This is a genomic window from Pseudoduganella ginsengisoli (genome assembly GCF_009720865.1).
Classification (GTDB): domain Bacteria; phylum Pseudomonadota; class Gammaproteobacteria; order Burkholderiales; family Burkholderiaceae_D; genus Rugamonas; species Rugamonas ginsengisoli.
Genome location: NZ_WNLA01000007.1, coordinates 181158 through 207111, shown reverse-complemented (window position 1 = coordinate 207111; position 25954 = coordinate 181158). Strand labels below are relative to the sequence as shown.

The 25954-nt window shown below is 58.6% G+C and carries 19 protein-coding genes; 5 read left to right on the top strand and 14 right to left on the bottom strand.

Annotated features, from left to right (window positions below):
* Positions 1 to 12: 12 nt before the first annotated feature.
* From GM668_RS13505 to GM668_RS13490, 4 genes are all read right to left on the bottom strand, one after another.
* Positions 13 to 783 (bottom strand): ParA family protein, encoded by a 771-nt coding sequence (locus GM668_RS13505; protein WP_155439477.1) that lies wholly within the window; start codon positions 781 to 783, stop codon positions 13 to 15.
* A 115-nt stretch (positions 784 to 898) separates the two neighbouring features.
* Positions 899 to 1543: a 16S rRNA (guanine(527)-N(7))-methyltransferase RsmG gene (gene rsmG, locus GM668_RS13500; RefSeq protein ID WP_155439476.1), complete on the bottom strand. Its 645-nt coding sequence runs from the start codon at positions 1541 to 1543 to the stop codon at positions 899 to 901.
* Positions 1543 to 3492 carry a tRNA uridine-5-carboxymethylaminomethyl(34) synthesis enzyme MnmG gene (gene mnmG / locus GM668_RS13495; RefSeq protein WP_155439475.1) on the bottom strand — a complete coding sequence of 650 codons (1950 nt, stop codon included), beginning with the start codon at positions 3490 to 3492 and terminating at the stop codon, positions 1543 to 1545. The genes rsmG and mnmG overlap by 1 nt, the downstream gene beginning before the upstream one ends.
* Before the next feature lie 247 nt (positions 3493 to 3739).
* Entirely contained in the window at positions 3740 to 4504 is a 765-nt protein-coding gene (locus GM668_RS13490) for a sulfite exporter TauE/SafE family protein (protein ID WP_155439474.1), read from the bottom strand.
* A gap of 160 nt (positions 4505 to 4664) precedes the next feature.
* Between GM668_RS13490 and GM668_RS13485 the strand changes: the two genes are divergently transcribed.
* Positions 4665 to 5825, top strand: coding sequence for an iron-containing alcohol dehydrogenase (locus tag GM668_RS13485; RefSeq protein WP_155439473.1), 1161 nt, complete (start codon positions 4665 to 4667; stop codon positions 5823 to 5825).
* Between the two features lie 282 nt (positions 5826 to 6107).
* Here GM668_RS13485 and GM668_RS13480 read toward each other — a convergent pair whose 3' ends face one another.
* The 8 genes from GM668_RS13480 to GM668_RS13445 form a co-directional block, all read right to left on the bottom strand.
* A complete protein-coding gene (locus GM668_RS13480; RefSeq protein ID WP_229499275.1) occupies positions 6108 to 8192 on the bottom strand; it encodes a 3-hydroxybutyrate oligomer hydrolase family protein in 2085 nt (694 codons plus the stop codon).
* A gap of 76 nt (positions 8193 to 8268) precedes the next feature.
* Positions 8269 to 9240, bottom strand: a complete 972-nt coding sequence (locus GM668_RS13475) for a branched-chain amino acid ABC transporter permease (protein ID WP_155439472.1) — start codon at positions 9238 to 9240, stop codon at positions 8269 to 8271.
* 9 nt (positions 9241 to 9249) lie between these two features.
* Positions 9250 to 10134 (bottom strand): branched-chain amino acid ABC transporter permease, encoded by an 885-nt coding sequence (locus GM668_RS13470; protein ID WP_155439471.1) that lies wholly within the window; start codon positions 10132 to 10134, stop codon positions 9250 to 9252.
* A gap of 216 nt (positions 10135 to 10350) precedes the next feature.
* Positions 10351 to 11547, bottom strand: coding sequence for an ABC transporter substrate-binding protein (locus GM668_RS13465; protein WP_155439470.1), 1197 nt, complete (start codon positions 11545 to 11547; stop codon positions 10351 to 10353).
* A 27-nt stretch (positions 11548 to 11574) separates the two neighbouring features.
* Positions 11575 to 12282 carry an ABC transporter ATP-binding protein gene (locus tag GM668_RS13460; protein ID WP_155439469.1) on the bottom strand — a complete coding sequence of 236 codons (708 nt, stop codon included), beginning with the start codon at positions 12280 to 12282 and terminating at the stop codon, positions 11575 to 11577.
* Complete coding sequence (locus GM668_RS13455) at positions 12282 to 13052, bottom strand: ABC transporter ATP-binding protein (protein WP_155439468.1); 771 nt, start codon at positions 13050 to 13052, stop codon at positions 12282 to 12284. Before GM668_RS13455 ends, GM668_RS13460 begins: the two co-directional genes overlap by 1 nt.
* A 157-nt stretch (positions 13053 to 13209) precedes the next feature.
* Complete coding sequence (locus tag GM668_RS13450; RefSeq protein WP_155439467.1) at positions 13210 to 14835, bottom strand: GMC family oxidoreductase; 1626 nt, start codon at positions 14833 to 14835, stop codon at positions 13210 to 13212.
* A gap of 9 nt (positions 14836 to 14844) precedes the next feature.
* The gene (locus tag GM668_RS13445; protein WP_155439466.1) at positions 14845 to 15879 is read right to left on the bottom strand and encodes an NAD(P)H-dependent flavin oxidoreductase; all 1035 of its coding nucleotides are present in this window, start codon (positions 15877 to 15879) and stop codon (positions 14845 to 14847) included.
* A 388-nt stretch (positions 15880 to 16267) separates the two neighbouring features.
* On the opposite strand from GM668_RS13445, the gene GM668_RS13440 reads away from it, so the two are divergent.
* A complete protein-coding gene (locus GM668_RS13440; RefSeq protein ID WP_155439465.1) occupies positions 16268 to 19366 on the top strand; it encodes a bifunctional diguanylate cyclase/phosphodiesterase in 3099 nt (1032 codons plus the stop codon).
* A 481-nt stretch (positions 19367 to 19847) separates the two neighbouring features.
* On the top strand, positions 19848 to 20555 hold the full coding sequence (locus GM668_RS13435) for a 5'-methylthioadenosine/adenosylhomocysteine nucleosidase (RefSeq protein WP_155439464.1): 708 nt from the start codon (positions 19848 to 19850) through the stop codon (positions 20553 to 20555).
* A gap of 77 nt (positions 20556 to 20632) precedes the next feature.
* On the opposite strand, the gene GM668_RS13430 is transcribed toward GM668_RS13435, so the two are convergent.
* The gene (locus tag GM668_RS13430) at positions 20633 to 21190 is read right to left on the bottom strand and encodes a transposase (protein WP_170305627.1); all 558 of its coding nucleotides are present in this window, start codon (positions 21188 to 21190) and stop codon (positions 20633 to 20635) included.
* Between the two features lie 98 nt (positions 21191 to 21288).
* Here GM668_RS13430 and GM668_RS30935 point away from each other — a divergent pair, with 98 nt between their 5' ends.
* Positions 21289 to 21456 carry a hypothetical protein gene (locus tag GM668_RS30935; protein ID WP_155439462.1) on the top strand — a complete coding sequence of 56 codons (168 nt, stop codon included), beginning with the start codon at positions 21289 to 21291 and terminating at the stop codon, positions 21454 to 21456.
* Positions 21457 to 21558: 102 nt separating this feature from the next.
* Here the strand turns inward: GM668_RS30935 and putA are convergent, their stop codons facing one another.
* Positions 21559 to 25200 (bottom strand): trifunctional transcriptional regulator/proline dehydrogenase/L-glutamate gamma-semialdehyde dehydrogenase, encoded by a 3642-nt coding sequence (gene putA, locus GM668_RS13420; RefSeq protein ID WP_155439461.1) that lies wholly within the window; start codon positions 25198 to 25200, stop codon positions 21559 to 21561.
* 224 nt (positions 25201 to 25424) lie between these two features.
* Between putA and GM668_RS13415 the strand changes: the two genes are divergently transcribed.
* A complete protein-coding gene (locus GM668_RS13415; protein ID WP_154371290.1) occupies positions 25425 to 25880 on the top strand; it encodes an Lrp/AsnC ligand binding domain-containing protein in 456 nt (151 codons plus the stop codon).
* Positions 25881 to 25954: the final 74 nt, after the last annotated feature.

Here is a 25954-nt window from a genome sequence, read left to right as displayed (position 1 = left end):
TCTTTGGTCCCTTTACATCTTCTTGATGCGCTTGATCATTTCCGCGCCAAAAGCGATATACGCTTGCGCGCCCTTGGAACTCGGGTCGAACGTCACGCCCGGAATGCCATAAGACGGCGCTTCGGCCAGGCGCACATTGCGCGGGATGATGGTCTTGAACACTTTGTCGCCAAAATGCTGTTCCAGCTGGGCCGACACTTGCTGCGACAACGTCATGCGCGGGTCGAACATCACGCGCAGCAAGCCAATGATCTTCAAATCCGGATTCAGGTTCGCGTGCACTTTCTTGATGGTGTTGACCAGGTCGGATAACCCTTCCAGCGCGTAATACTCGCACTGCATGGGAATAATCACGCCGTTGGCGGCGCACAGGCCGTTCAGGGTCAGCAAGGACAGCGCGGGCGGGCAGTCAATCAGCACGAAGTCGTATTCCTTGTCGACCACGGCCAGCGCATCTTTCAGGCGGCGCTCGCGGTTATCCAATTCCACCATTTCCACTTCGGCGCCGGCCAGTTCGCGGTTCGACGGCAGCACGTCAAAGCGGCCCGATTCCGAACGCTGGCGCGCCGTGGCCACGTCGGCCGTACCGAGCATGACTTCATAAGTGGACGCCGCCAGGCCGGCCTTGTTGATGCCGGCGCCCATGGTGGCATTGCCTTGCGGGTCCAGGTCCACCAGCAGCACGCGCTGCTTGAGTTTGGCCAGCCCTGCTGCGAGGTTGACTGTCGTTGTCGTTTTACCAACTCCGCCTTTCTGGTTTGCTACGCAAAAAATTTTGGCCATGAATCTTCTTGTTATCTCTTATTGAGGTAAACGATTTATATCGTATAAATGGTTTATATTGTTTATTCGGTTTATACGATATAAATGATTTATACCGTTTATACCGATTCGGGAATTACATCTTTTTGATGATCACCAAATGGCGCTCCGCATCCAGTCCCGGTACCTGCAGGGGCTGCAAATCCGTCGCTTGCCATGGGGCTGGCAGGCGCTCCCGCTCCTCCTGTGGCGCGGTGCCTTTGAGGGCGATAAAACGGCCGCCCTCTTCCAGCAAATGCCCCGACCAGTTGACGAAATCAGACAGGTCGGCAAAGGCGCGCGACGTGATCACGTCGAACAACTGCGCCACGGCCAAATCCTGCACCTTCATCGTGTACACGGTCACGTTGGCGAGGCCCAACTGCGCCTTCACCTGGGTCAGGAAAGCGGTTTTCTTGTGCACGGTATCAATCATCGACACCTTCATATCCGGCCGCGCAATGGCCAGCACGATACCCGGCAAACCGCCGCCCGCGCCCACGTCCAGCACGTTTTTTACGCCCGCAAACGCAGGCACGGCCGCCAGCGAATCCAGCAAATGCAGCGTCATCATTTGCATCGGATCGCGCACCGACGTCAGGTTGTAGACGCTGTTCCACTTGTTGAGCAGCGCCAGGTAATCCAGCAACTGCTCGTGCTGCGCAGCAGATAACTCCAGTTTTAGTTCATTGACGCCGTTTTTCAATACTTCGGCCAATGCTGCCCGGTCGAAGTATTTCATCAAGCAGCCCCTTCCTGCTCAGCCTGCGTGGCATTGGAAGCGCTTCCAAACGCGCCATACCCGGCTTTCTTCAAGTGCACCAGCAGCAGCGAAATCGCGGCCGGCGTGACACCGGAAATACGCGATGCCTGGCCCAGGGTTTCCGGCTTGTTTTTCGTCAGTTTCTGGCGCACTTCCATCGACAGGGCCGTGATCTGCATGTAGTCGACGCCGTCCGGCAATTTCAGGTTTTCATAGTGCTCGTGGCGCTCGACTTCCTTGCTCTGGCGTTCGATGTAGCCCGAGTATTTCAGGGTGATTTCCACCTGTTCGCGCACGGCGGCATCCTCGACGCCAGGGCCGGCCAGCGCCTGTCCTTCGACGCCTTCCAGGGTCATCAGCTTGTCGTACACGACGCCCGGACGGCGCAGCAAATCCGCCAGGTTGTATTCGCGTTCGATGGCCTGGCCAATCACGCGCTCGGACTCAGCAGCGGCCAGAATACGCGGGTTGACCCACGTGGAACGCAGGCGTTCCAGCTCCAGCGCCACGGCTTCACGCTTGCGTTCAAACGCTTCCCACTGCGCATCGCCGACGCAGCCCAGCTTGCGGCCGATTTCCGTCAAGCGCATATCGGCATTGTCTTCACGCAGGCTCAGGCGGTACTCGGCGCGGCTGGTGAACATGCGGTATGGCTCCATCACGCCCTGCGTGACGAGGTCATCGACCATGACGCCCAGGTACGCTTCCGAGCGCGCCGGGGTCCATGCGTCGCGGCCCTGGGTTTGCAAGGCCGCGTTGATGCCGGCCAGCATGCCCTGTGCGGCAGCTTCTTCGTAGCCCGTGGTGCCATTGATCTGGCCGGCGAAATACAGGCCGGAAATCGCCTTGGTTTCCAGCGACGCTTTCAAGCCGCGCGGGTCGAAATAATCGTATTCAATGGCATAGCCGGGACGCAAAATGTGTGCGTTTTCCAAGCCCTTCATCGAACGCACCAGGTTGATTTGCACGTCGAATGGCAGGCTGGTGGAGATGCCGTTTGGATAGAATTCGTTGGTGGTCAAGCCTTCCGGTTCCAGGAAAATCTGGTGCGACTCCTTGCTGGAGAAACGGTGGATCTTGTCTTCAATCGACGGGCAATAACGCGGGCCGACGCCTTCAATCACGCCGGTGTACATCGGGCTACGGTCCAGCCCGCCACGGATGATGTCGTGCGTTTGCGCATTGGTATGCGTGACCCAGCACGGCAGCTGTTTCGGGTGCATGGCCGTGTTGCCCATGAACGAAAACACGGGGACCGGATCGAGGTCGCCGGGCTGTTCCGTCATGGCGGCAAAGTCGATGCTGCGGCCGTCAATCCGCGGCGGCGTACCGGTTTTCAGGCGGCCTTGCGGCAGCTTGAGTTCCTTCAACCGGGACGACAGCGAGATCGCTGGCGGGTCGCCGGCACGGCCTGCCGAGTAGTTTTGCAAGCCCACGTGGATCTTGCCATCCAGGAAGGTGCCGGCCGTCAGCACGACCGCGCGGGCCAGGAATTTCAAGCCGATTTGCGTGACGGCGCCGACCACGCGGTCGCCTTCCACCATCAAGTCATCGACGGCTTGTTGAAATAACCACAAATTCGGCTGGTTTTCCAGGCGTGAACGTATTGCCTGTTTGTAAAGAATTCGGTCGGCCTGGGCGCGCGTGGCGCGCACTGCCGGGCCTTTGGACGAGTTCAAAATACGGAACTGGATACCGGATTCATCGGTAGCAATGGCCATGGCGCCGCCCATGGCGTCGACTTCTTTGACCAGGTGGCCCTTGCCAATCCCGCCGATGGACGGGTTGCAAGACATCTGGCCGAGGGTTTCGATGTTATGCGTCAGCAGCAGGGTTTTCTGGCCCATGCGGGCCGAAGCCAGCGCCGCTTCGGTACCGGCATGGCCGCCACCCACGACGATTACGTCGAATTCAGTAGGAAATAACATGTTTGGGAATGTGAGAAAAGCGAAGAATTGAAACTCGATTATAGAGCGTTTTGCGTCTGCAAATTTTTTAGGCACGCAAATTAGTGAAAATGTTCCACGTGGAACAGCGATTTTCACTATGGGTTGGTTCCACGTGAAACATCTTCAGGGCTCATACGCATTGTTCCACGTGAAACAATGCAGGTATAAAAAAAGGGACGCCGCAGCGCCCCTTCCTCACCTCGCAGATTGTTTCACGTGGAACAAATCACCACCGGATCCACGCATCGTATGTGGTTTTGACTATCAGCACCGAGACCACCACGAGGAACAGCCGGCGCACAAAACCGCTGCCATGTTTCAGCGCCAGCTTGGTGCCGACCAGTGAACCGCACACATTGCACACCGCCATGGTCAGGCCCAGTTGCCAGATCAAATGGCCGCTCCAGCCAAACCATGCCAGTGCCGCGATATTGCACGCCACGTTGACGATCTTGGCCACGGCCGACGCAGACAAGAAATCAAAGCCAAAGAAACGCACGAACAAGAACACGAGGAAGCTGCCGGTGCCGGGGCCGAAGAAGCCGTCGTAAAAACCAATCAGCGAACCGATAGCCACCGCCCACGCCTTCTCCTGTACACCGGTAAACAGCGGCGCGTGGATGCTGCCCAGGTCTTTGCGCTTGAATGTGTAGATCGCCACGGCAAGCAACACCAGCGGCAGCAGCGAACGCAGGAAGTCAGGCGGGATTTTGGTGACGGTGTACGCGCCGATGAAAGCAAACACCAGCGCGGCCATCGACGCGGGCGCCGCAGTCGACCACGCAATGCGCACGCGGCGCGCATAATTCACGGCGGCAGCGGCCGTGCCAAACACGGACGCCATCTTGTTCGTCCCCAGCAGGGTCGCAGGCGCCGTGGTATTGAAGACAGAAAAAATCGCGGGAATCTGGATCAGCCCCCCGCCCCCGACCACCGCATCGACCAGCCCTGCGGCAAATGCAGCGACGCCCAGCGTCAAGTAATCAACCATGCAACTGCCGCGTGCGCGGCCTCCGGAAAAAGCAAAGCCGACATTGTACGGAACTCGGCTGCGCGTCGCTTCCGCAGCAATACGCATACAGTGGGCATGGCGTTGCAGGCGCCAGGGCGCCGGTGTAATCTGGAACGCCCGACACTCTCCGGTATCCGACATGAATGACTTCGCCTTCAGCACTGTCGCTCACCTCGTTTCAGAACTGGGCGCGGCCCGCAAGCTGGGCACGCACGTGCGCAACCGCTTCCCTGCCGCCCGCCATGCGCTGCTGGTGACGGATCCGGGCTTCTTGCGTACCGGCTTGGTGCAGGCGCCGACGGCCAGTTTGGAAGCGGCAGGATTCCATGTGCACATCCATGCCGATGTCGTGGCAGATCCACCGGAAGCCATCGTGCACGCTGCAATGGCTGCCGCGAAAGCATTCGGCGCCGATATAGTCATTGGCCTCGGTGGCGGCAGTTCCATGGACGTAGCCAAACTGATTGCCGTGCTGGCGGTCGACAACGCGCAGCCGCTGGCGGACATCTACGGCATCGGCAACGTGAAGGGGGACCGCCTGCCGCTGGTGCAGGTACCGACCACCGCCGGCACGGGTTCCGAAGTCACCAACATTGCCATTGTCACCACCGGTGCAACCACGAAGATGGGTGTGGTCGCACCGCAGCTGTATGCCGACCTGGCAGTGCTGGATGCGGAACTCACGGTGGGATTGCCGCCGGCTGTGACCGCCGCCACCGGCATCGATGCGATGGTGCATGCCATCGAAGCCTATACCAGCCGCCACAAAAAAAACCCGCTGTCGGACATGCTGGCGCGCCAGGCGCTGACCCTGCTGTCGGCAAACCTGATCCGCGTATGCGAACACGGCAGCGACCTGGCTGCGCGCCAATCGATGCTGCTGGGCGCCCTGCTGGCTGGCCAGGCATTTGCCAATGCCCCGGTGGCGGCAGTGCATGCGCTGGCTTATCCGATCGGCGGCATTTTCCACGTGCCGCACGGCTTGTCGAATTCGCTGGTGCTGCCGCACGTGCTGCGCTTCAATGCGCCAGCTGCCGCCAGCCTGTACGCGGAGTTGGCCAGTATCGTCGTGCCCCATGCCAGCGGCAGCGTGGAAGCCCGTTCGGAAGCCTTGGCGGTCGCCATGCAGCAAATGGCGGCTGCCACCGGCATCGAGCGCACGCTGCAGCAAGTCGGTATCACCGCAGGCGACCTCGACCGCCTGGCTGACGACGCCATGCTGCAAACCCGCCTGCTGGGCAATAACCCGCGCGAAGTGACCCGGGCAGACGCGCGCGCGATCTACGCTGCAGCCCTTTAACGGGCTTTACAGGCGTTTTTTGGCACAATAGGAGGCAATACTCATCCATACCACGTTTACAGCCTCAAAACGGCTGTAAACGCTTCGGTACGAAAGACTGCGGCGCCGGATAGTTGCCAAGCTGCACAAAAGTGCCAGTAACCTTTCCAGAGCGGAAATAGCAATGCCAGGGATTTCTTGCCTTACGGCAGAAAAGTCCCTGGCACTTTTTTCGGAAGGGAAATTCTTTAGTCGACAATTCGGGGCCTGGCCCCTCGTCGCCGGCTAAAGGTCACTGCGGCATCAGTTCGGCACGTCGACCGTGGTGCCCGCGACGTTGATGGCATTCGCGCCGGGCGTGGCGGCAATGGGCGGCAGGTTCGCTGCCGTGATTGGCACCAGGTTACTGGTGCGCGTCGTCGTGCGCACTACTTGCGATGGCGGCAGCGGCGACGAGGCGCTATTTTTCACGTTCGCATACACGGCATCCAATGCGCGGAACAGGTACACGTGCAGCGGCACGATCACGGTCGGCAATGCGTTGCTGAACGAATCAAAGTGGTTGGCATTGGTGACTTCGATATAGCGCAGCTTGCTTGCGCTGCCTTCCGCCACCGCATTCAAACCCAGGTACGCACGCGATGCGTGGTTGACGGGAATCAGTGCATCGCTGCGGCCTGCAACAATCACAGCCGGCTTGCCCTTCAAATTGCCGGTCGCCTGCACTTCTGCAATCCCCGCACGCACCCGCTCGCTTTGCGCCGCCAGCACGGCATTCAGTGCGCCGCCCGTGACCGGGTCGCTGCCCGTTGCCAGTGCACGCAGGCACAGGAAACCATCAAGCGACTGGTCCGCCACGCCGGTCGATGGCGACATGCCGAACGCATACTGGCGCGCGCCGTTGGTGCTGTCTTCATACACGACGTTGCCGATGATGCCGTTTTGCGTGGCAAAGCTGGCGGCTTTTTGTTCTGCCGTAAATGGCGTCACCACACCCGTGGCGGCGTCGGTCGGCGCGAAGCTGAAACCGCACACTTTATCGGTCACGGAGAACTTGCCGTACGCATACGCATACGTCACCGCCACCAGGATATTCGTGCCAGCGTGCAAACCTTGCAGCGGTTCCGCATCCGCAGTCCAGCCATACGCCTTGAGCTTGGCCAAAGCGTTGGCTTGCTGTTCCAACGCATTGGCGCCCGTCAGCAAGCCTTTTGCCACCAGCGACGTGCAGCGGCCCACACTGGCCGCGCCGCCTGCCGCGCACGGCTGGTACAGCGCTGCATACGTCGAATAATCAAACAGCGCCTTGCCTTGCGCTGCTACCGGCGCACCGCCCTGGCGCACCGTATAGCCGGCCGCTGTCTTCGGCTGGATTTGCGGTTCCGTTGCCGCCACGCCGCTGATCAAGCCCTTGGTATCCTGTTCCGCCGCCAGCAATGCCGAGCCCGCGCCATTGGAAATGCTGGACGCAATCGTCACCGTGTTCTGGGGTGTGAAACGCACCAGGTGGTTCTTGCCATCGGACGCCAGCGTACCGAAGCGCTCGTTCAACACGTAGTACGCAAACTCCACCGCCTGCAGCGTCACCTTGCCCCAATCCTTTTCCGGATTCATTTGCGAGTGCGCATGCTTGAACGCCACGCGGCCCGGGTAACTGGTGTTGTACGCGGTGCGCTCCGCGTCCGTCAGCACCGGTGCAAAGATGGCATTCTTGCCGGCCGCCGTGCGGGTGGCGCGCACGCCGTTTTGCAAGTTCACGCTGTCATCGTCAAACGCATACAAGCCCGTGCCGCTGCCTTTGTCCGCATACGCCACCGCGCACTTGTTTTTCAGCCCCCATTCACCGGCACTGCCGATCGCACCATAAATGCCGCGCGAACCGCTGGACGTACCCGTCACGATGCACGGATTCGCCGTATCGAACGTGTTCGGCACTTGCACCATCAAGGTCACGTTCATGCGGCCAGTGCCGTCATCGGCGTACGCGATATATTCCGCGCCAGCCACCATCCCTTCGCCGCTGCCCGGGACACCGGCTGCACTGACGTTCGGGCCATACAGCGTGCCATAGCCGCTGTTGGCAGCGATATCGAGCACCGCGCGGTAATTCGCAAAGATGGCATTGCGGCGCAACTCTTTTGCCGTGGGATTGCGCGGGTCAGCATAGGCGGGCGCCGCTGCGGCGGCCAGCCCCGTCTTGCCCAGGCCCGCCGTCAGCAAGTCATCCGTCTGGCCGTCATAATTGGTGACGGTGACGGCGCCCAGGAAAGTGGGCGCGGCATTCAAGACTTCCGGATCGTTGCCCTTGTCGCCGCAACCGGCCAGGACACCGCACGCCACCAGGCTGGCAGCCATGGCGGTTAATCGAAAAATACGCTGTTGATGCATTGTCGTTCTCCTCAGTTCGTAATAACAGCCGAAAAAAACGCCGGACTATGCCGGCGTATAACTTGCACGGGTAAGCTCAGGCTGGTCGTCTGCGTCCCATCCTGTCCACCACCTCCCCCACTATCCCTTTGCGGAACAGCAGCACGCACGCCACGAAGATCAACCCCGTCACCATGCTCACTGCTTCGCCTAATGTGTTAAACCACTCGATCCCGGTACTCTTGCCAAGGTAAGTACCGATATCGCCTAACTTGTTTTCCAACATGATGATCAGCATCGATCCCAGGATCGGCCCCGCCAGCGTTCCCATGCCGCCCACCAGGGTCATCAGGATCACCAGGCCGGACATTGCCCAGTGCACGTCCGTCAGCGTTTCGAAACCCAGCACCACGGTCTTGGTGGCGCCCGCCAGCCCCGCCAGCGCCGCCGACAACACAAATGCCATCAGCTTGTACTTGTCGACGTCATAGCCCAGCGAAATCGCACGCGGTTCGTTTTCCTTGATGGCCTTCAATACCTGGCCAAACGGCGAATGCACGGTGCGCACGATCAGCGCAAAGCCCAGCACGAAAGTCGCCAGCACCACGTAATACAGCGCCAGGTCGTTCGACAAGTCCGCCACACCCAGCAATGTTCCACGTGGAACACTCTGCAAGCCATCTTCACCGCCCGTGAACGGCGCCCGCAGTGCGCCGAAGTACACCAGCTGCGCCAACGCCAGCGTAATCATGGAGAAATAAATACCCTGGCGGCGGATGGCCAGCGCGCCCATCACCAGGCCGATCAGCGCCGCGCCCACTACGCCGGCCAGCAGCCCCAGCTCAAATGGCCAGTGCAATTCCTTCAGCGCATAGCCCGCCATATAGCCGGCGCCGCCAAAGAATGCCGCGTGGCCAAACGACAGCAAGCCGGTAAAACCAATCAGCAAGTTGAAGGCGCACGCAAACAGCGCAAAGCACAGCAACTTCATCAGGAACACGGGATAGCCGTAAAACGGCGCCGCCACCGCGATACCAAGGGCAATGCCATAGCCCAGTTTCTTGTTCATGTGGGCTCCTTATTTCTCTTTGCCGAACAAGCCGGCCGGACGCAGCAGCAATACCACCACCATCACGAGGAACACGACCGTGGAGGAAAACTCGGGATAGAACACGCGCGTCAATCCTTCAATGACGCCCAGGCCCAGGCCCGTCAAAATCGATCCCATGATGGAACCCATGCCGCCAATCACCACCACGGCAAACACGATGATGATGAGGTTCGAGCCCATCAGCGGCGTCACCTGGATGATGGGCGCGGCCAGCACGCCGGCAAAGCCGGCTAGCGCCACGCCGAAGCCATACGTCAGCGTCACCATCAGCGGCACGTTGATACCGAACGCTTCCACCAGTTTCGGGTTTTCCGTGCCGGCCCGCAGGTACGCGCCCAGCTTGGTTTTCTCGATGACAAACCACGTCGCCAGGCACACTACCAGAGAAGCCACCACGACCCACGCACGGTAGTTCGGCAAGATCATGAAGCCCAGGTCGGTCGCGCCTTGCAGCGCGGCCGGCGTTTCAAACGGTTGGCCGGACACGCCGTAAAACGAACGGAACAGCCCTTCCACCAGTAACGTGATGCCGAACGTCAGCAGCAAGCCATATAAATGGTCCAGCTTGTACAGCCAGCGCAACATGGTCTTTTCAATGAGGATGCCGAACGCGCCGACAATGACGGGCGCCAGCACCAGCATGGCCCAGTAATTGAGCCCGAAGTACGTCATCCCCATCCAGGCGAGAAACGCCCCCATCATGTACAGGGCGCCGTGGGAGAAATTAATTACGTTGAGCAAACCAAAGATCACCGCCAGGCCCAGCGACAACATCGCGTAAAACGAGCCGTTGACGAGGCCGATCAATAATTGGCTCAACAGTGCGGAAAAGGGAATGCCGAATATTTCCATAACAATCCAGACCGGTGAGAACAAAGAAGAAGCGCAACTGCCGGGCAGCCAGCGCATCCATCGTCATCGCCGCGCAAGCCGCCACCAGCTCAGCATGGATCACCGCGGAAGCGCCGAGCCGGGCGCGGGGATGGCGCGTCAGGGCTACAGGAACTGGGCTGCGCGTGAATCACCGCGCAGGCAGCCAGCCCTGCGCGGCGATGACGAGGTATCACATTACTTCCACAGCTTGCACTGCGATTCCGCCTTGGTCAGATATGCCTGGTCGCCAGGAATCGTGGCCACCAGCTTGTAGTAATCCCATGGGTATTTCGAGTCCGACTGCTTTTTGACTTCCATCAAATACATGTCGTGCACCATGCGGCCATCGGGGCGGATCACGCCATTTTTCGCGAACATATCGTTGATCGGCGTTTTCTTCAGTTGCGCCATCACCTTGTCCGGATCATCCGAGCCCACGGCTTTCACGGCTTTCAGGTAATTCGCCGTGGCGGAATAATCGGCTGCCTGCAGCATCGACGGTTCCTTCTTCATCTTTTCAAAGTAGCGCTTCGACCACGCGCGGGTATCCGCGTTGGCATCCCAGTACCAGCCATCGGTCAGGTACATGCCGGCTGTCGTGTTCAAGCCCAGCGAATGGATGTCATTGATGAAGATCAGCAGGCCAGCCAGTTTCATCTTCTTGGCAATGCCGAACTCGTTGGCGGCCTTGATGGAATTGATGGCGTCGCCGCCGGCATTGGCCAGGCCGAGGATTTGCGCGCCCGACGATTGCGCCTGCAACAGGAACGACGAGAAGTCCGACGCCGCCAGTGGATGCTTGACGCTGCCCAGCACTTTGCCGCCGGCCGCTTTTACGACGTCGGCCGTATCTTTTTCCAGCGACTGGCCGAATGCATAGTCGGCCGTCAGGAAGTACCAGTTCTTGCCGCCCTGCTTGGCAATGGCGCCGCCCGTGCCGCGCGCCAGCGCCACCGTGTCGTACGCATAGTGCACGGTGTACGGCGAGCATTCTTCATTGGTCAGGCGGTTGGTGCCCGCGCCGATGGCAATGAACACTTTTTTCTTTTCCGCCGCGACTTTCGCCATGGCCAGGTTGGCGCCGGAATTGGTGCCGCCAATCAGCATGTCGACGCCCTGCTGGTCAAACCATTCACGCGCCTTCGACGCGGCAATGTCGGCCTTGTTCTGGTGGTCGGCAGACACAAACTCAACTTTTTTACCGGCAATCACCACACCCGCATCGGCAATCGCCATCTTGATGGCTTCCGCGCCGCCAAGGCCGTCAATGTCGGAATACAGGCCCGACATGTCGGTAATAAAACCAATCTTGATGCTGTCCCCGGAGACCTGGGCATTAGCACACGACAGTACACTGAGAGCAGTAGCAGCGGCGATAGTCTTGAGTTTCATTTTGTCTCCGTTAAAAATTGTTTTCAATCAAACGCCAAGCAATTCGGTCAAGACCGGCATCTTGGCGTTCAACTCCGATGCAGCGAAGGTCTCGACAATCTGACCGTGCTCCATCACATAAAACCGGTCCGCCAGCGGCGCGGCGAAGCGGAAATTCTGCTCCACCATGACAATGGTGTAGCCCTTGGATTTCAATGTGGTGATCATGCGCGCCAGCCCCTGGACGATGACGGGGGCCAAGCCTTCGGATATTTCATCGAGCAGCAATAATTTCGCGCCGGTGCGCAGGATGCGCGCCACAGCCAGCATTTGCTGCTCGCCGCCGGACAAACGCGTGCCCTGGCTGTGGCGGCGTTCCTGCAAGTTCGGGAACATCTGGTAAATCTCGTCCACGGACATGCCGGGACCGCCATTCAATTGCGGCGGCAACATCAAGTTTTCTTCCGTCGACAGCGACGAAAAAATGCCCCGCTCTTCCGGGCAATAGCCGATGCCCAGGTGGGCAATTTTGTGCGTCGGCAAGTGGATGGCTTCCACGCCGTTGACTTTGATCGACCCTTTGCGTGCGCCCGTCAATCCCATGATGGCGCGCAAGGTCGTCGTGCGTCCTGCGCCATTACGGCCCAGCAAAGTCACCACTTCGCCCGGCTGCACTTTGATATTCACGTCATGCAAGATATGCGATTCGCCATACCACGCGCGCAAGCCTGAAATTTCCAATGCCGGCGCCGCCATCAGTGCGCTCCCGCCAGTTCGGTGGCTTCGCTGCCCATATATGCTTCCATCACTTGCGCATTGCTAGACACTTCCGCATAGCTGCCTTCGGCCAGCATGGCGCCGCGCTGCAGCACGGAAATTTTGTCGCAGATACCCGACACCACTTTCATGTTGTGCTCCACCATCAAAATCGTGCGGCCGGACGAGACCTTTTTAATCAATTCCGTCACGCGGTGTACATCTTCGTGGCCCATGCCCTGGGTCGGTTCATCAAGCAGCATCAATTCCGGTTCCATTGCCAGCGTGGTGGCAATTTCCAGCGCGCGCTTGCGGCCATATGGCATGTCGGCCGTGATGGTGTCGGCAAAGCTGGTCAAATCCACTTCGGCCAACAGCGCCATGGCGCGGTCGTTCAACTGGTCCAGCGACTTTTCGCTTTTCCAGAAGTGAAAAGTCGTGCCCAGCTGGCGCTGCAAGCCGATGCGCACGTTTTGCAGCACCGTCAAATGCGGGAACACTGCGGAAATCTGGAACGAACGAATGATGCCCATGCGGGCAATGGTGGCGGGCTTGGCCGCAGTAATGTCTTTACCGTTGAACAGAATCTGGCCGGACGTGGGGACCAGGAACTTCGTCAACAAGTTAAAGCACGTGGTTTTGCCGGCGCCGTTTGGGCCGATCAATGCATGGATATGGCCGCGCTGCACACGCAAATTCACGTCGTTGACGGCGGTAAATCCCTTGAACTCTTTGGTCAAATGTCTTGTTTCCAAGATGTAGTTTGACATCACGTCCCCCGGTTATTCTTGTAAAACCGATAAATTGTGCTCCGATCATACACAGCTTGGAAACCTTGAACAATACAGTATTTTTACGGGTAAATTTGCTGTTTTGACCATTTTTATGCTGGTAAAGTTCCCGCTTTTTTCACTGCATTGCGCGGCATCAGATTTTGCATTCCTGGATCATTTGTGCAGCTTTTTCAGCAATCATGACAGTCGGCGAATTGGTGTTGCCGGACGTGATGAAAGGCATGACGGAGGCGTCGGCCACCCGTAGTCCCGTTACGCCCCGCACCCGCAACCGGCTGTCGACCACGGCCAGCCCATCGTCCGCCTTGCCCATGCGGCACGTGCCGACCGGATGGAAAATCGTCGTGCCGATTGCCGCAGCGGCCTGCACCAGGTCGCCATCGGTCTGGTATTGCGGACCGGGACGGAATTCCTCCGGCTGAAAACGCGCCAGCGATGGCGCTTGCACGATGCGGCGCGTCAAACGGATGGCTTCCATCGCGGTTTGCCGGTCTTCCGGCGTAGCCAGGTACATGGGCGCGATTTTCGGCGCCGCATACGGGTCACTCGACACCAGCCGGACATAACCGCGCGATGTGGGCCGCAAATTGCATACGCTGGCGGTAAACGCGGGGAAACCATGCAGCGGTTCGCCAAACTTTTCCAGCGACAGCGGCTGCACGTGGTATTGCAGATTCGGTGTCGCCACATCGGGCCGCGAACGGGCAAAGGCGCCCAGCTGTGACGGCGCCATCGACATGGGACCGCTGCGCTTGAGCGCATATTCGAGGCCGATGCGCATCTTGCCGAACCAGCTGGCCGCCAGCGTATTCAACGTGGTGGCGCCCTGGATTTTGTAAATCATGCGCAACTGTAAATGGTCTTGTAAGTTAGCGCCCACTCCAGGCGATTCGACGAGCGGGCTAATGCCCAATGGCTGCAGCACATCGGCCGGTCCGATACCGGACAATTGCAGCAAGTGCGGCGAACCGATGGCGCCTGCCGTGGAAATGGTTTCGCGGGCCGATGCGGCATGCCAGCGTGTGCCGCCACCCGTGAAGATCACGCCGCGGCACGCAGGTCCGCCGGGCGTGTGGACAATATCAAACTTTTCCACATGACAGCCCGTCATCACGGTCAAGTTACCGCGCTGTAACGCCGTCTTTAAAAACGCCCGCGCCGTGTTCCAGCGCAACCCCTTCTTTTGATTGACTTCAAAGTACGCACAGCCCAGGTTATCCCCGCGGTTGAAGTCATCGACTTGGGGGATGCCGGTTTCCGCCGCCGCCTTGCGGAATGCATCGAGGATGGGCCACGACAAACGCTGGCGCTCGACCCGCCACTCGCCACCGGCCCCGTGAAAGGCAGAGGCGCCGCCATGGTGGTCTTCGCTTTGCCGGAACAAGGGCAGCACGGATTCCCAGCGCCAGCTGGTATCGCCGCATACGTCGGCCCAGCGGTCATAATCACCGGCCTGGCCGCGCATATAAATCATGCCATTGATGGACGAACTGCCGCCCAATACTTTGCCACGCGGATAAATCAGGCTGCGTCCGCCCAGGCCGGGATCCTGTTCCGTCCGGTATAGCCAGTCCGTGCGCGGGTTGTTAATGCAATACAGGTAGCCGACGGGGATGTGGATCCATAAATAATCATCTTTGCCACCGGCTTCGATCAACAGCACGGACACGTTTTTATCGCGCGTGAGGCGGTTTGCCAAGACACAGCCGGCTGTGCCGGCGCCGATGATGATGTAGTCAAACTGGCCAGCCGATTCCAATCCGCCCCCTTATTGCTTCATTTCTTCAACCAGCGTGCGGACCAGCTGCGCGGCCGGCATGCCGCGCGACCGGTGTACTTGCGTCCCGCACCACAGCGACATCCATTCCGTATCGCCCCGCTTGGCCGCTTCCGCGCGGATACTGCCCGTCAATGCGTTTTGCACCGGGTAAGCCGGCACTTGCTCTTCCACGTCGCCCATCAATTGCATGAAGCGGTTATCCAGTCCCCGCGCATACCGGCCGGAAAATGCGCGGGTCTGCCGCGTGGTATGTTCTTTTGCCTGCAACAGCCGCTGTTTATACGCGGGATGGATACCGGATTCATCCGTCACGAGGAAGGCCGTGCCCATTTGCACGGCTTGGGCCCCGTGCGCCAGCGCCCGCTTGATGTCCGCGCCATCCATGATGCCGCCGGCAGCCACGACAGGAATATGCACCGCCGCCACGACAGCAGGCAGCAATTCAAACGTCGTCAGCCGTGCTTCCTTTTGCGGTCCGATAAACGTGCCCCGGTGTCCGCCCGCCTCGATGCCGGAAGCAATCACGCCATCCGCGCCGGCCGCTTGCCACGCCAACGCTTCATCGACCGTGGTCACGGTGCCCAGCACGGCAATGCCGGCTTGCTGCAATTGCGCGACTTGTTCCTTGTGCAACTGGTTGAACGTGAAACTGGCAACAGCGGGTTTCAGATCAATCAGCGCTTCAAATTGCGCCTGGAAATCTTCACACCATTTGGCGGGCAGCGGCAGTTTGTCCCAGCCCAGCGCATCCAGCACGGGACGCAGCAATACTTCGGCCCGCGCCACTTCGTCCGCCGATGGCGACGGCGTGTTTTGCACAAAGAAATTCAGACAAAAAGGCCGGTCCGTGCGCTCACGGATGGCGGCAACCTGGTTGCGCAACGTGTCTGGCGACAGCAAAGAACCGGCCAGCGAGCCCAGCGCTCCAGCATTCGACACGGCAGCCACCTGGTCTGGCGTATTGGCGCCACCTGCGGTGGGCCCCTGAATAATCGGATGTTCAAACAGTGAAAGCCACGTCATACCTCCCCCTTATAGCCCTGTGGATAACCTAATGAATATCCACAGGCATGAAATGTGAGTAAACCGCGATGTTGTTCCCGCCCGGATTTTTGTCCAAAAGTCGTCCCGTTTACATACACGGTTTACGCAGGTGCTTGTACAGGCCGTAAACCGCTGATTTTTTTCCAGTAAACGGGTTTATCCACAGAAAACCGGGGGTGTTAACAAATACTATTATTTTGTAAACATCCTTTTAAAGTAAACCAAAGGCATCTTACGCGCCACTGACGGCAAAATCCCACATGCCGTCGAAGAAAAGCCGCTACACCATTGAAACTGATTCTCGACAACATCGGCTTCTTCTATACTGAATTGGCAACCGTCCATCCCAGACCCCGCCGGAGTTGCCGTGCCTATACTGCGCAAACGAACGGAAATCGCCCGCTCGAACGCTTACTTGCGTTTTCGCCGCCGTTTGCTGGCCGGGTTGTTCTTGATGGCGTTGTTGGCAACTGCCCTGGTCGCCTGGCAAATTCGTTCTTCTGCGCTGGAGCGGGAGGCGGGATTGCAACGGCAAACCCAGCACTTCGTCCGGGCCATGGAAGCCCACGTGAAATACGCGATCCAGTTCGTGGACTTGTCGCTGATAGGCTTTGCCAATGCCATCAAGGTGTTACCACCTGAAAAAACTGCATCGGAAGCCACGATGCGGGCGCTGCTGTCTTCTCCCGGTGACGCGTTCAACCATGATTTCTGGATCACATTTATTGATGCGCAAGGCAAAGCCATTGCCAGCACCAGCCGTTTTCCCGTCAGCGGCACAGATTATTCAGACCGCGATTACTTCATCGCGCTGAAAAACGGGACTGCGCAAGGGCTTTACGTGGGTGGCCCCACGATAGGCAAGATTTCCAAGCAAAAATTGTTTTACCTGGCACGCCGTGTAGAGGGGCCGGATGGCCAGTTCCTGGGCGTCATTACTGCGCCGCTCGATGCGGCGCGCTTTGCCAACGTGTTTGAAAATGCCCGCATGGCCCAGGATGTCACCATTGCCTTGATCCACCGCAATGGCCGCGTCATTGCCCGGGTGCCGAATTTTGAAACCGCATTCAACACGGATTTATCGGACACCGTGTTATTCCGCAGCCTGGCGAAAAGTCCTGCCGGCTCGTACCAGGTATTGAGCAAAATCGACAAGCTGCCCCGCATTTTCAGCTACCGGGCCATGGAAAACTTGCCGCTGATCGTGGCCGTGGGCAGTTCCGACCTCGACGCCTTGTGGTTTTCCGGTCCGGCGTTTGTGGTGGGCACGTCCGGACTGGCGCTGTTGCTGGTGCTGATGGTGTTATCCGGCCACTTCGCGCTGAGATCCTATGCCAAAGTCGAAGACCGGGAAGCGCGCTACCGCTTGCTGTATGCGTCCAGCCGGGAAATGGAAGAAAAACTCGCGGCCAGTGAAACACGGCTGCGCCTGATTGCCGATAATTTGCCGGCACTGGTCACATATGTTGATTGCGAGCAGCGCTATACGTTCACCAACCGGCGCTTTGAAGAAGTGTTCAACATGCCGCCAGGCGGCGCCTTGGGCAAGACTGTGCAGGAAATGATCGGGCCGGAAGCGTATGCGTTGTCGGCGCGCTACCTGCAGCGGGCATTCCTGGGGGAATCCGTGCATTTTGAACGTCCGCTGCGCACCAGGGAAGGCAACCTGCGCTGGGACGCCATCACGTATGTGCCGGATTTCGGGCCCGACAAAGCAGTGCGGGGCTTATTCGTGATGGCGGAAAACATCACGGAGCGGCGCAAAAACAATGAATCCATGAAACTGGCCGCGCTGATGTACCAAAACAGCAGCGAAGGCATGATGGTGACGGATGCGGAAGGCATGATTTTATCCGTCAATCCCGCGTTTACCCGCATCAGCGGCTATACGGAAGCGGAGGTGCTGGGGCACTGGGCATATGAATTGACGTCCGGCCGCCAGGATTATGAATTTTTCCGCAAGATGCGCAACGCCATCCGCAATACAGGACAGTGGGAAGGCGAAGTCTGGCAGCAAGCCAAAAATGGCGAACATTACCTGGTGGCGCTGCGTTTCGACGCCGTGTTTGACCAGAATGGCGAAGCCTACCGGCGCGTCGCCCTGTTTTCCGATATCACGAAGAAAAAAGCATCGGAAGAATTGATCTGGAAGCAAGCGAACTTCGATACGCTGACGGGCTTGCCGAACCGCCGCATGTTTGGCGAACGCTTGCGCCAGGAAATGAAGAAATCCGACCGCACGCAATTGCCCATGGCGCTGGTCTTTATTGACCTCGATGGCTTCAAGGAAGTCAACGACACGCTGGGCCATGACATGGGCGACGTGTTGCTGAAAGAAGTGGCGGCGCGGCTGGGCAATTGTGTGCGCGGCACGGATACCGTGGCGCGGCTGGGCGGCGATGAATTCACGGTCATCCTGGCCGAGCTCAATGATCCGCCCGACGTGTTGCGCATTGCGCAAGAAATCTTGAAAACCACGTCGGCGCCGATCCAGCTGGGAACGGATATTGTCCATATTTCCGCCAGTCTGGGCATCACGTTTTACCCGGACGATGCGCGCGATGCCGATACCCTGTTGAAAAATGCGGACCAGGCCATGTATGCGGCAAAACAGCAGGGCCGCAACCGCTTCAATTATTTCGCGCCGTTCATGCAGGAAGCCACGCGTGCGCGCATGACGTTGGCCAATGAAATGCGTGATGCACTGATGCATAACCAGTTCCGCGTGCTGTACCAGCCTGTCATTGAGTTATCCACTGGCAACGTCGTGAAAGCGGAAGCTCTCGTGCGCTGGCAACACCCGGCGCGGGGGTTACTGTGCCCTTCTGAATTCATTCCTGTGGCAGAACATACGGGCGCCATCGTCGGCATAGGCGACTGGGTATTCCGCCAGGCAGTGCAAACCGTGAAGCGCATGCAGTTGCTGCACGATAAAAACTTCCAGGTGTCCGTCAATGGGTCCATTTGCCAGTTCCGCGAAAGGGGCGTCAACGTGGCGGAGTGGCTTGATTACCTGGGCGAACAGCGGCTGGCGCCGAAAAGCATCATCGTGGAAGTCACGGAAAGCATGCTGCTCGATACAGACCACGCCGTGGTGCACAAATTACAGGCATTGCATGAGGCTGGCATCGCGCTGTCGCTCGATGACTTTGGCACCGGCTACTGTTCCGTGGCGTTTTTAAAGCGTTACGCACTGAATTTCTTGAAAATCGACCCATCCTTCCTCATGGAAAACGAGGCCGGCCCCGCCTTGTGTGAAGCCGTGATTGCGTTGGCCCACAAACTGGGCATCCGTGTCATCGCCGAAGGCGTGGAAAACCAGCGCCAGCAAGTGCAATTGCTGGCCGCTGGGTGTGATTTTGGCCAGGGTTACGTGTTTTCCGCTCCCATCACCAGTGATGAACTCGATGAAATGCTGTCGGCTGTTGATAAGTCCATCAATATCCACAGGACAGCATGTGAGTAAACCTGCAGGTTGTGCACCGGGATTTTTTTGTCCAGTTTTTACCCCTACGCTGGTACAGCGGTTGTCCAGCTCCTTATCGTTAACGTAAACAACTGATTTTTTGATGGTTAACGTGGTTATCCACAGTTCAGGCCACGTTTACTACTACTATCATTTTAAATAAAAAGCTTTAGTGTTTAAGGTAGTTTGGCGTTGTTCTGTAGACAGGTCTGAAAAACGCAAAAAAGAGCGAATGTGAACAACCTGTTGGATATCCACAGGATCAATAGTGGAAAAACCAGGGTTGGCGTGAATGGTTTTTGTTGTCCAAAAGTCGTCCTGCATCGATACAATGCTTGTTCAGCAGGTTTTGAAACGCGTAAACCGCTGATTTTTCGCTTGTTAACAGGCTTATCCACAAAAAACTGGTGGTTTACTATCTACTACTATGTTTTTTATATATTTTTCTTGTAAACCAAAAGCCTAAAAACTCGGGGGAAGAATGCGTTTAGGAATCATCAGCGCGCTAGCTGAAGAACAGATGGGCTTGATCGATGCGATGCAACACGTGGAAAAACAGGTGCACGGCATGCGTGAATACACTGCTGGCAAGCTGTGGGACATCGATGCGGTCTGTGTGCTGTCCCGTATTGGCAAAGTCGCTGCCGCCATGACTGCCAGCATTCTTGTGGAAAAGTTTAGAGTTACCCACATTGTCTTTACCGGTGTCGCTGGGAGTGGCGATGTGGGCGTGCGTGTCGGCGATATCGTGGTGGCGGAATCACTGGTTCAGCACGATATGGATGCCAGTCCCCTGTTTCCCCGCTTTGAAATTCCGTTAACCGGGCAATCGCACATCGCTTCCGACCGTGATTTGACCCGCCGGCTGGCGCTGGCGGCCCGTGAATTCTTGCAAGAAGAGCCAGACACCCCGCAATTGCACCGTGGTTTGATTGCCAGTGGCGATCAATTCATCAAGCACCGGGCGCAATTGGGCGCGTTGAAAGATGCGTTGCCGGATTTATTGGCAGTGGAAATGGAAGGCGCGGCCGTTGCGCAAGTATGTTTTGAACTGGGCATCCCATTTGGCGTGATCCGCACCATCTCCGACAACGCCAACGAAGATGCGCCTGTGGATTTCATGGAGTTTGTCCACAAGGTGGCGTCGCGCTATGCGTTTGGCGTGCTGCAAAACTTTTGCCGTACTTAAATTTGGGGCCAGGCCCTGAAATATCGACTACAGCGTTCCATGTGGGTAACCTTGGCTTTTTCCACAGGGGCTGATGGTTATTCGAGCGGAGTGCCGCGTTTTAATGCGCGGCGTATTTCTGTCATTTCTTGGGGAAGCAGTGCTTGCGCGCATAAATCCCGGTAATTAGCCTGGCGTGTTGCGTCGTCCCGGCCTAACCGCAGGTACAGTTCGTGGGGAACGATTAATTCGTCGAGCTGTCCTTCCCCGTTGCAACGGTAACTGGTCCATCGGTACTCTCCTGGCGCATCGGTCATGCCAGCCCGAATGGGATTGAGTTCGATGTAACGGTAGCAACGCATCAGGTGTTCGTCGCTCAATATCAAGGATGCATAGTAACGGCCACTCCACAGCGAGCCGGAACGCTGGTATTTCTGGTTGAAATATCCGCCGTAGCGGCTGCCCAGCGACATAAATAAGCGCGGCAAACTATCCAAATCTCTGGGAGAGATGAGCATATGTACGTGATTTGTCATCAGCGTGTAAGCATGCAAATCGCATCGGTAATGTTCCAATGCCCACTGCAGTGCGGCTAAGTACATCAGGTAGTCGTATTCGCGGCGGAATACTTCGCAGCGATTGTGACCGCGTTGCACGACGTGCAGCGGTGCACATGTAGATGGAATTCGAAGAAGTCTAGGCATCCCATCAGCATGCCATTTGCGCATTCAAGAGCTTTTGCGGGGAATTAAGCATGCCGGCGCTGTTTGGCGAGGTATACATCAAAAAATCATGGAACGCGCGCCAAGGCCCCTGTCATAGCTTTCAAATGGCAGAAATGGGGCGAACGATAGTGCTTTTGGGGCCAGGCCCCAATAAAAAACGCCGGGTGGATAACCCGGCGCTTTTCCACAGCATGTAAAGAATCAGTTGTTCCCTGCTCGAACCGGCGTGTGGCAGCCTGAACGCGTATGGATGAAAAAGGCTGCGTGGATAACTCAGCCCTTTTCCACAACCAACCTATTTACGCGCCCAAGGTCATCAGGCTCGCATTGCCGCCCGCTGCGGTGGTGTTCACGCACAGCGCACGTTCCGCCAGCAGACGCCATACCGGGATGGCGCCGCTGTCGTCAGTTTCAATAATGCCGACCAGCGCGCCGTCGCGGGCCGCCATAGGCTCGCGTACAGCCGCTACAAGCGGCGATTCCACCAAGGCCAGCTGGAAGTCCCCACGGAAGGCTTCCAGGGCCCCTACGGCCGCGATACGGCCTTTTACGGCTGCCGGCAGGTCTACTGGCACGATATCGCCCGATTTCGGCACGATGACGGCCTGGTTGCCCGTCGCCAGTACGGCGGCCAGCTGGTTCAGCAAGCCAGCCTGGGTCGCCGCATGGCACACGATGGCGCCACGAGGGGCAAAGCTCAGCGTATTGCGCTCGCCGGTCGGACCAGGCAGCGCCAGCGTCACCCCCAGCATCGATTGCAGGCCATATTGTTCCGCCAGCGCCGCGACTTTTTCGCGGCCCGAGGTTTTCGCCCACGCCGCCAGCGTATCCAGTGCCGGATTCGCAGCACGCTGCGGCGCACCCGCCACGACGGCGCCACGCTGCAAACGCTTCAGGTACAGCGGACCGCCCGCCTTCGGGCCCGTGCCGGACTTGCCTTCGCCGCCAAATGGCTGCACGCCCACCACCGCGCCCACGATATTGCGGTTCACGTAGATATTGCCCACGTGCGCACGCGACGTGATGAAATCAATGGTTTCATCGATACGCGAATGCACACCCAAGGTCAGGCCATAGCCGCTGGCATTGATCTGGTCGACGATCTTGCCCAAGTCCGCGCGCTGATAGCGGATCACGTGCATCACCGGGCCAAACACTTCCTTCGTCAATTCTTCCAGCGAACGGATTTCCAGCACGGTCGGCGGCACGAAGGTGCCATTGGCGCCCGCCGGCACGTTCAGCGCATGGCATGCCAGGGCGGATTTGCGCATTTTTTCAATGTGCGCCAGCAGGTTTTGCTGCGCTTCGCTGTCGATGACGGGACCGATGTCCGTCACCAGGCGGTCCGGCGAACCCAGGTTCAGTTCACCCATCGCGCCCTTCAGCATCTTGATGGTCTTATCGGCGATATCTGCCTGCAGGAACAGTACGCGCAGCGCCGAGCAGCGCTGCCCCGCGCTGTCAAACGCGGACGACACGGCATCCTGCACCACCTGCTCCGGCAGCGCCGACGAATCGACTATCATGGCATTCTGGCCGCCGGTTTCCGCCACCAGTGGAATGTCCGCGCCTTCAATCACGGCGCGCTTGGCCAGCGTACGGTTGATCAGCTGCGCCACTTCGGTCGAACCCGTGAAGATCACACCGCGCACGCGGGCGTCGTTGCACAGGCCCGCACCCACCACTTCGCCACGGCCCGGCAGGAATTGCAGCGCCGCGCGCGGTACGCCCGCTTCGTGCAGCAATTCCACGGCGCGGTAGGCGATCAGCGGCGTTTGTTCCGCCGGTTTGGCCAGCACCACGTTACCGGCAGCCAGCGCGGCGGCGGCCTGGCCCGTGAAGATCGCCAGCGGGAAGTTCCATGGGCTGATGCAGGTGACAGGACCCAGCGCCAGCGTGTTCGGCTTGCCCGAGATTTCTGCTGCGTAGTAGCGCAGGAAGTCCACCGCTTCGCGGATTTCCGCAATCGCGTTCGGCAGCGATTTGCCCGCTTCGCGGATGGCCAGCGCCATCAGTTCCAGCTGGTGCTGTTCAAACAAGTCCGCAGCGCGGTTCAGTGCCGCGGCGCGCACGGACGGTTCCGTCGTCTGCCATTCCAGCGCAAAGGCCGATGCGGCCGTTAATGCGGTATTCACATCGGCGGCAGCCGCTTCCGTCACCTGGCCCACGATATCCGTGCGCTGTGCCGGGTTGATCACCGGCTGCGAAGGCTGGCCGATGGTCAGCGCGCCCGCCAGCAAGGGACCGGCCGTCCACGTGCGCGGCTGCGCCAGCACGTCCGCCACTTCGCGCAGCGTATTTTCATTCGACAGGTCAATACCGGCGGAATTGCGGCGCTCGGCGCCAAACATGTTCACTGGCAGCGGAATCGCAGGATGCGGCTGGCCGCCGTGCGAACGCGCCACTTCCACCGGGTTCTTGATCAGCGATTCAATCGGAATCGCTTCATCGACGATCTGGTTGACGAACGACGAGTTGGCGCCGTTTTCCAGCAGGCGGCGCACCAGGTACGCCAGCAGCGTTTCATGGGAACCGACCGGCGCGTAGATGCGGCACGCCTTGTCCAGGTTGTCCTTGCCCACCACCTGGTCGTACAGCGATTCACCCATGCCGTGCAGGCACTGGAATTCATAGTTGGTGACGTTGTCGCGCTTGGCCCACGTGTAAATCGTCGACAGGGTTTGTGCATTATGCGTGGCAAATTGCGCGTAAATCACGTCGGTATTGGCCAGCAGCTTTTGCGCGCACACCAGGTACGACAAGTCCGTGTACACCTTGCGCGAATACACCGGGTAGCCGGACATGCCATCGACTTGCGCGCGCTTGATTTCCGCGTCCCAGTAAGCGCCCTTCACCAGGCGCACCATAAACTTGCGGCCGCTGCGCTTGCACAGGTCGATCAGGTAATCCAGCACATACGGGCAGCGCTTCTGGTACGCCTGCACGACGAAGCCGATGCCGTCAAAGCCGGCCAGTTCCGGGTCGAACGCCATGGCTTCCATCAAGTCCAGCGACAGTTCCAGGCGGTCCGCTTCTTCCGCATCGATGTTCAGGCCGATGTTGTATTGCTTGGCCAGTTTCACCAGCGCGGTCAGGCGCGGCAACAGTTCAGACATCACGCGGGCGCGCTGGGCGCGCGAATAGCGCGGGTGCAGCGCCGACAATTTCACGGAAATGCCGGGACCATCCTTGATGCCGCGGCCATTTGACGCGCGGCCAATCGCGTGGATCGCTTTTTCATACGCGGCATAGTAGTTGTCTGCATCGGCAGCGGTCAGCGCCGCTTCACCCAGCATGTCGAACGAATAACGGTAGCCGCGCGCTTCATTCGGTTTGCCATTCTTGATGGCTTCATCGATGGTCTGGCCCGTGACGAACTGGTTGCCCAGCATGCGCATGGCCAAATCAACGCCCTTGCGGATCAGCGGCTCGCCGCCCTTGGCAATCAAACGCGTGATGGCCGAACCCAAGCCTTCTTCGCTCGACGAAGACACTAATTTACCCGTCACCAGCAAGCCCCACGTGGCCGCGTTGACGAACATCGACGGCGATTCGCCCAGGTGTTTGCGCCAGTCGCCCTTGCTGATCTTGTCGGCGATCAGGCGGTCGGCGGTGGCGGCGTCGGGAATACGCAACAGTGCTTCGGCCAGGCACATCAGCGCCACGCCTTCTTCCGACGACAGAGAGAATTCATGCATCAGCGCATCCACGCCGGACGCGCGGGTGCGCTCCTTGCGTACGGACGACACGAGCTTATGTGCCAGCGCCTGGGCTTCCATCGTACTGCCGTCATCCCGTACCTGGCTAAGCAGCCATTGCACGGCGTCAGTTTCGTCGCGGCGGTAAGCCGCGGTGATGGCTGCGCGCAGAGGGGTAGGATCGCGCAGGATTTCCGCCGACAGGGCGGAAAACGGAGTGGTGGTGCTTGCTGCTGCTTGCATGTGAACTCTCTACAAAGGTTGTCATTGTTGGAGCGCGCTGCACGGAACCTGTTAAAAAAACGCCCGTCCGGCTTGTGGCTGGGCGAGCGTATTTCCGTGCAACTGCTGATGATTCGATTGTAGAGGGATTTCTTCTGGATTAATTCTGGTATTACTTAGGACTAGCCATACATTGTTTTTGGTGAGAGAATTTCACCAAATAAAATTAGAAGGGGAATTTATCCATGCTGGACAAGATTAGCAAAAAGATCCTGATGGAACTGCAGAGCGACGGACGCATCAGTAACGTCGAACTGGCTGCGCGCGTGAACCTGTCGCCGGCCGCCTGCCTGGAGCGCGTGCGCAAGCTGCACGAGTCCGGTTACATCATGGGCTACACCGCCCAACTCAATCCGCAATTGCTGGATGTGTCGTTGCTGGTGTTTATCGAAGTCGTGCTAGATCGTACCACGCCGGAAGTATTTGATGCATTTAAACAAAGCGTGCAATTGATCCCCGAAGTGCTGGAGTGCCACATGGTGGCCGGCGGCTTCGACTACCTGGTCAAGGCGCGTGTCAAGGATATGGCGGCTTACCGGGAATTCCTGGGCAAGACGCTGTTACAGAAGGGTGTGCGGGAAACCCATACCTATGCGGTGATGGAAGAAGTGAAAAATACAAGCAAGCTGCCTATCAAGTAACAGCAGTAACCGCTGCACGGGCGCAGCCATAACAAGGACCGGCAGGCAGGCGCCCCTTCGCGCCTGTCCTGACC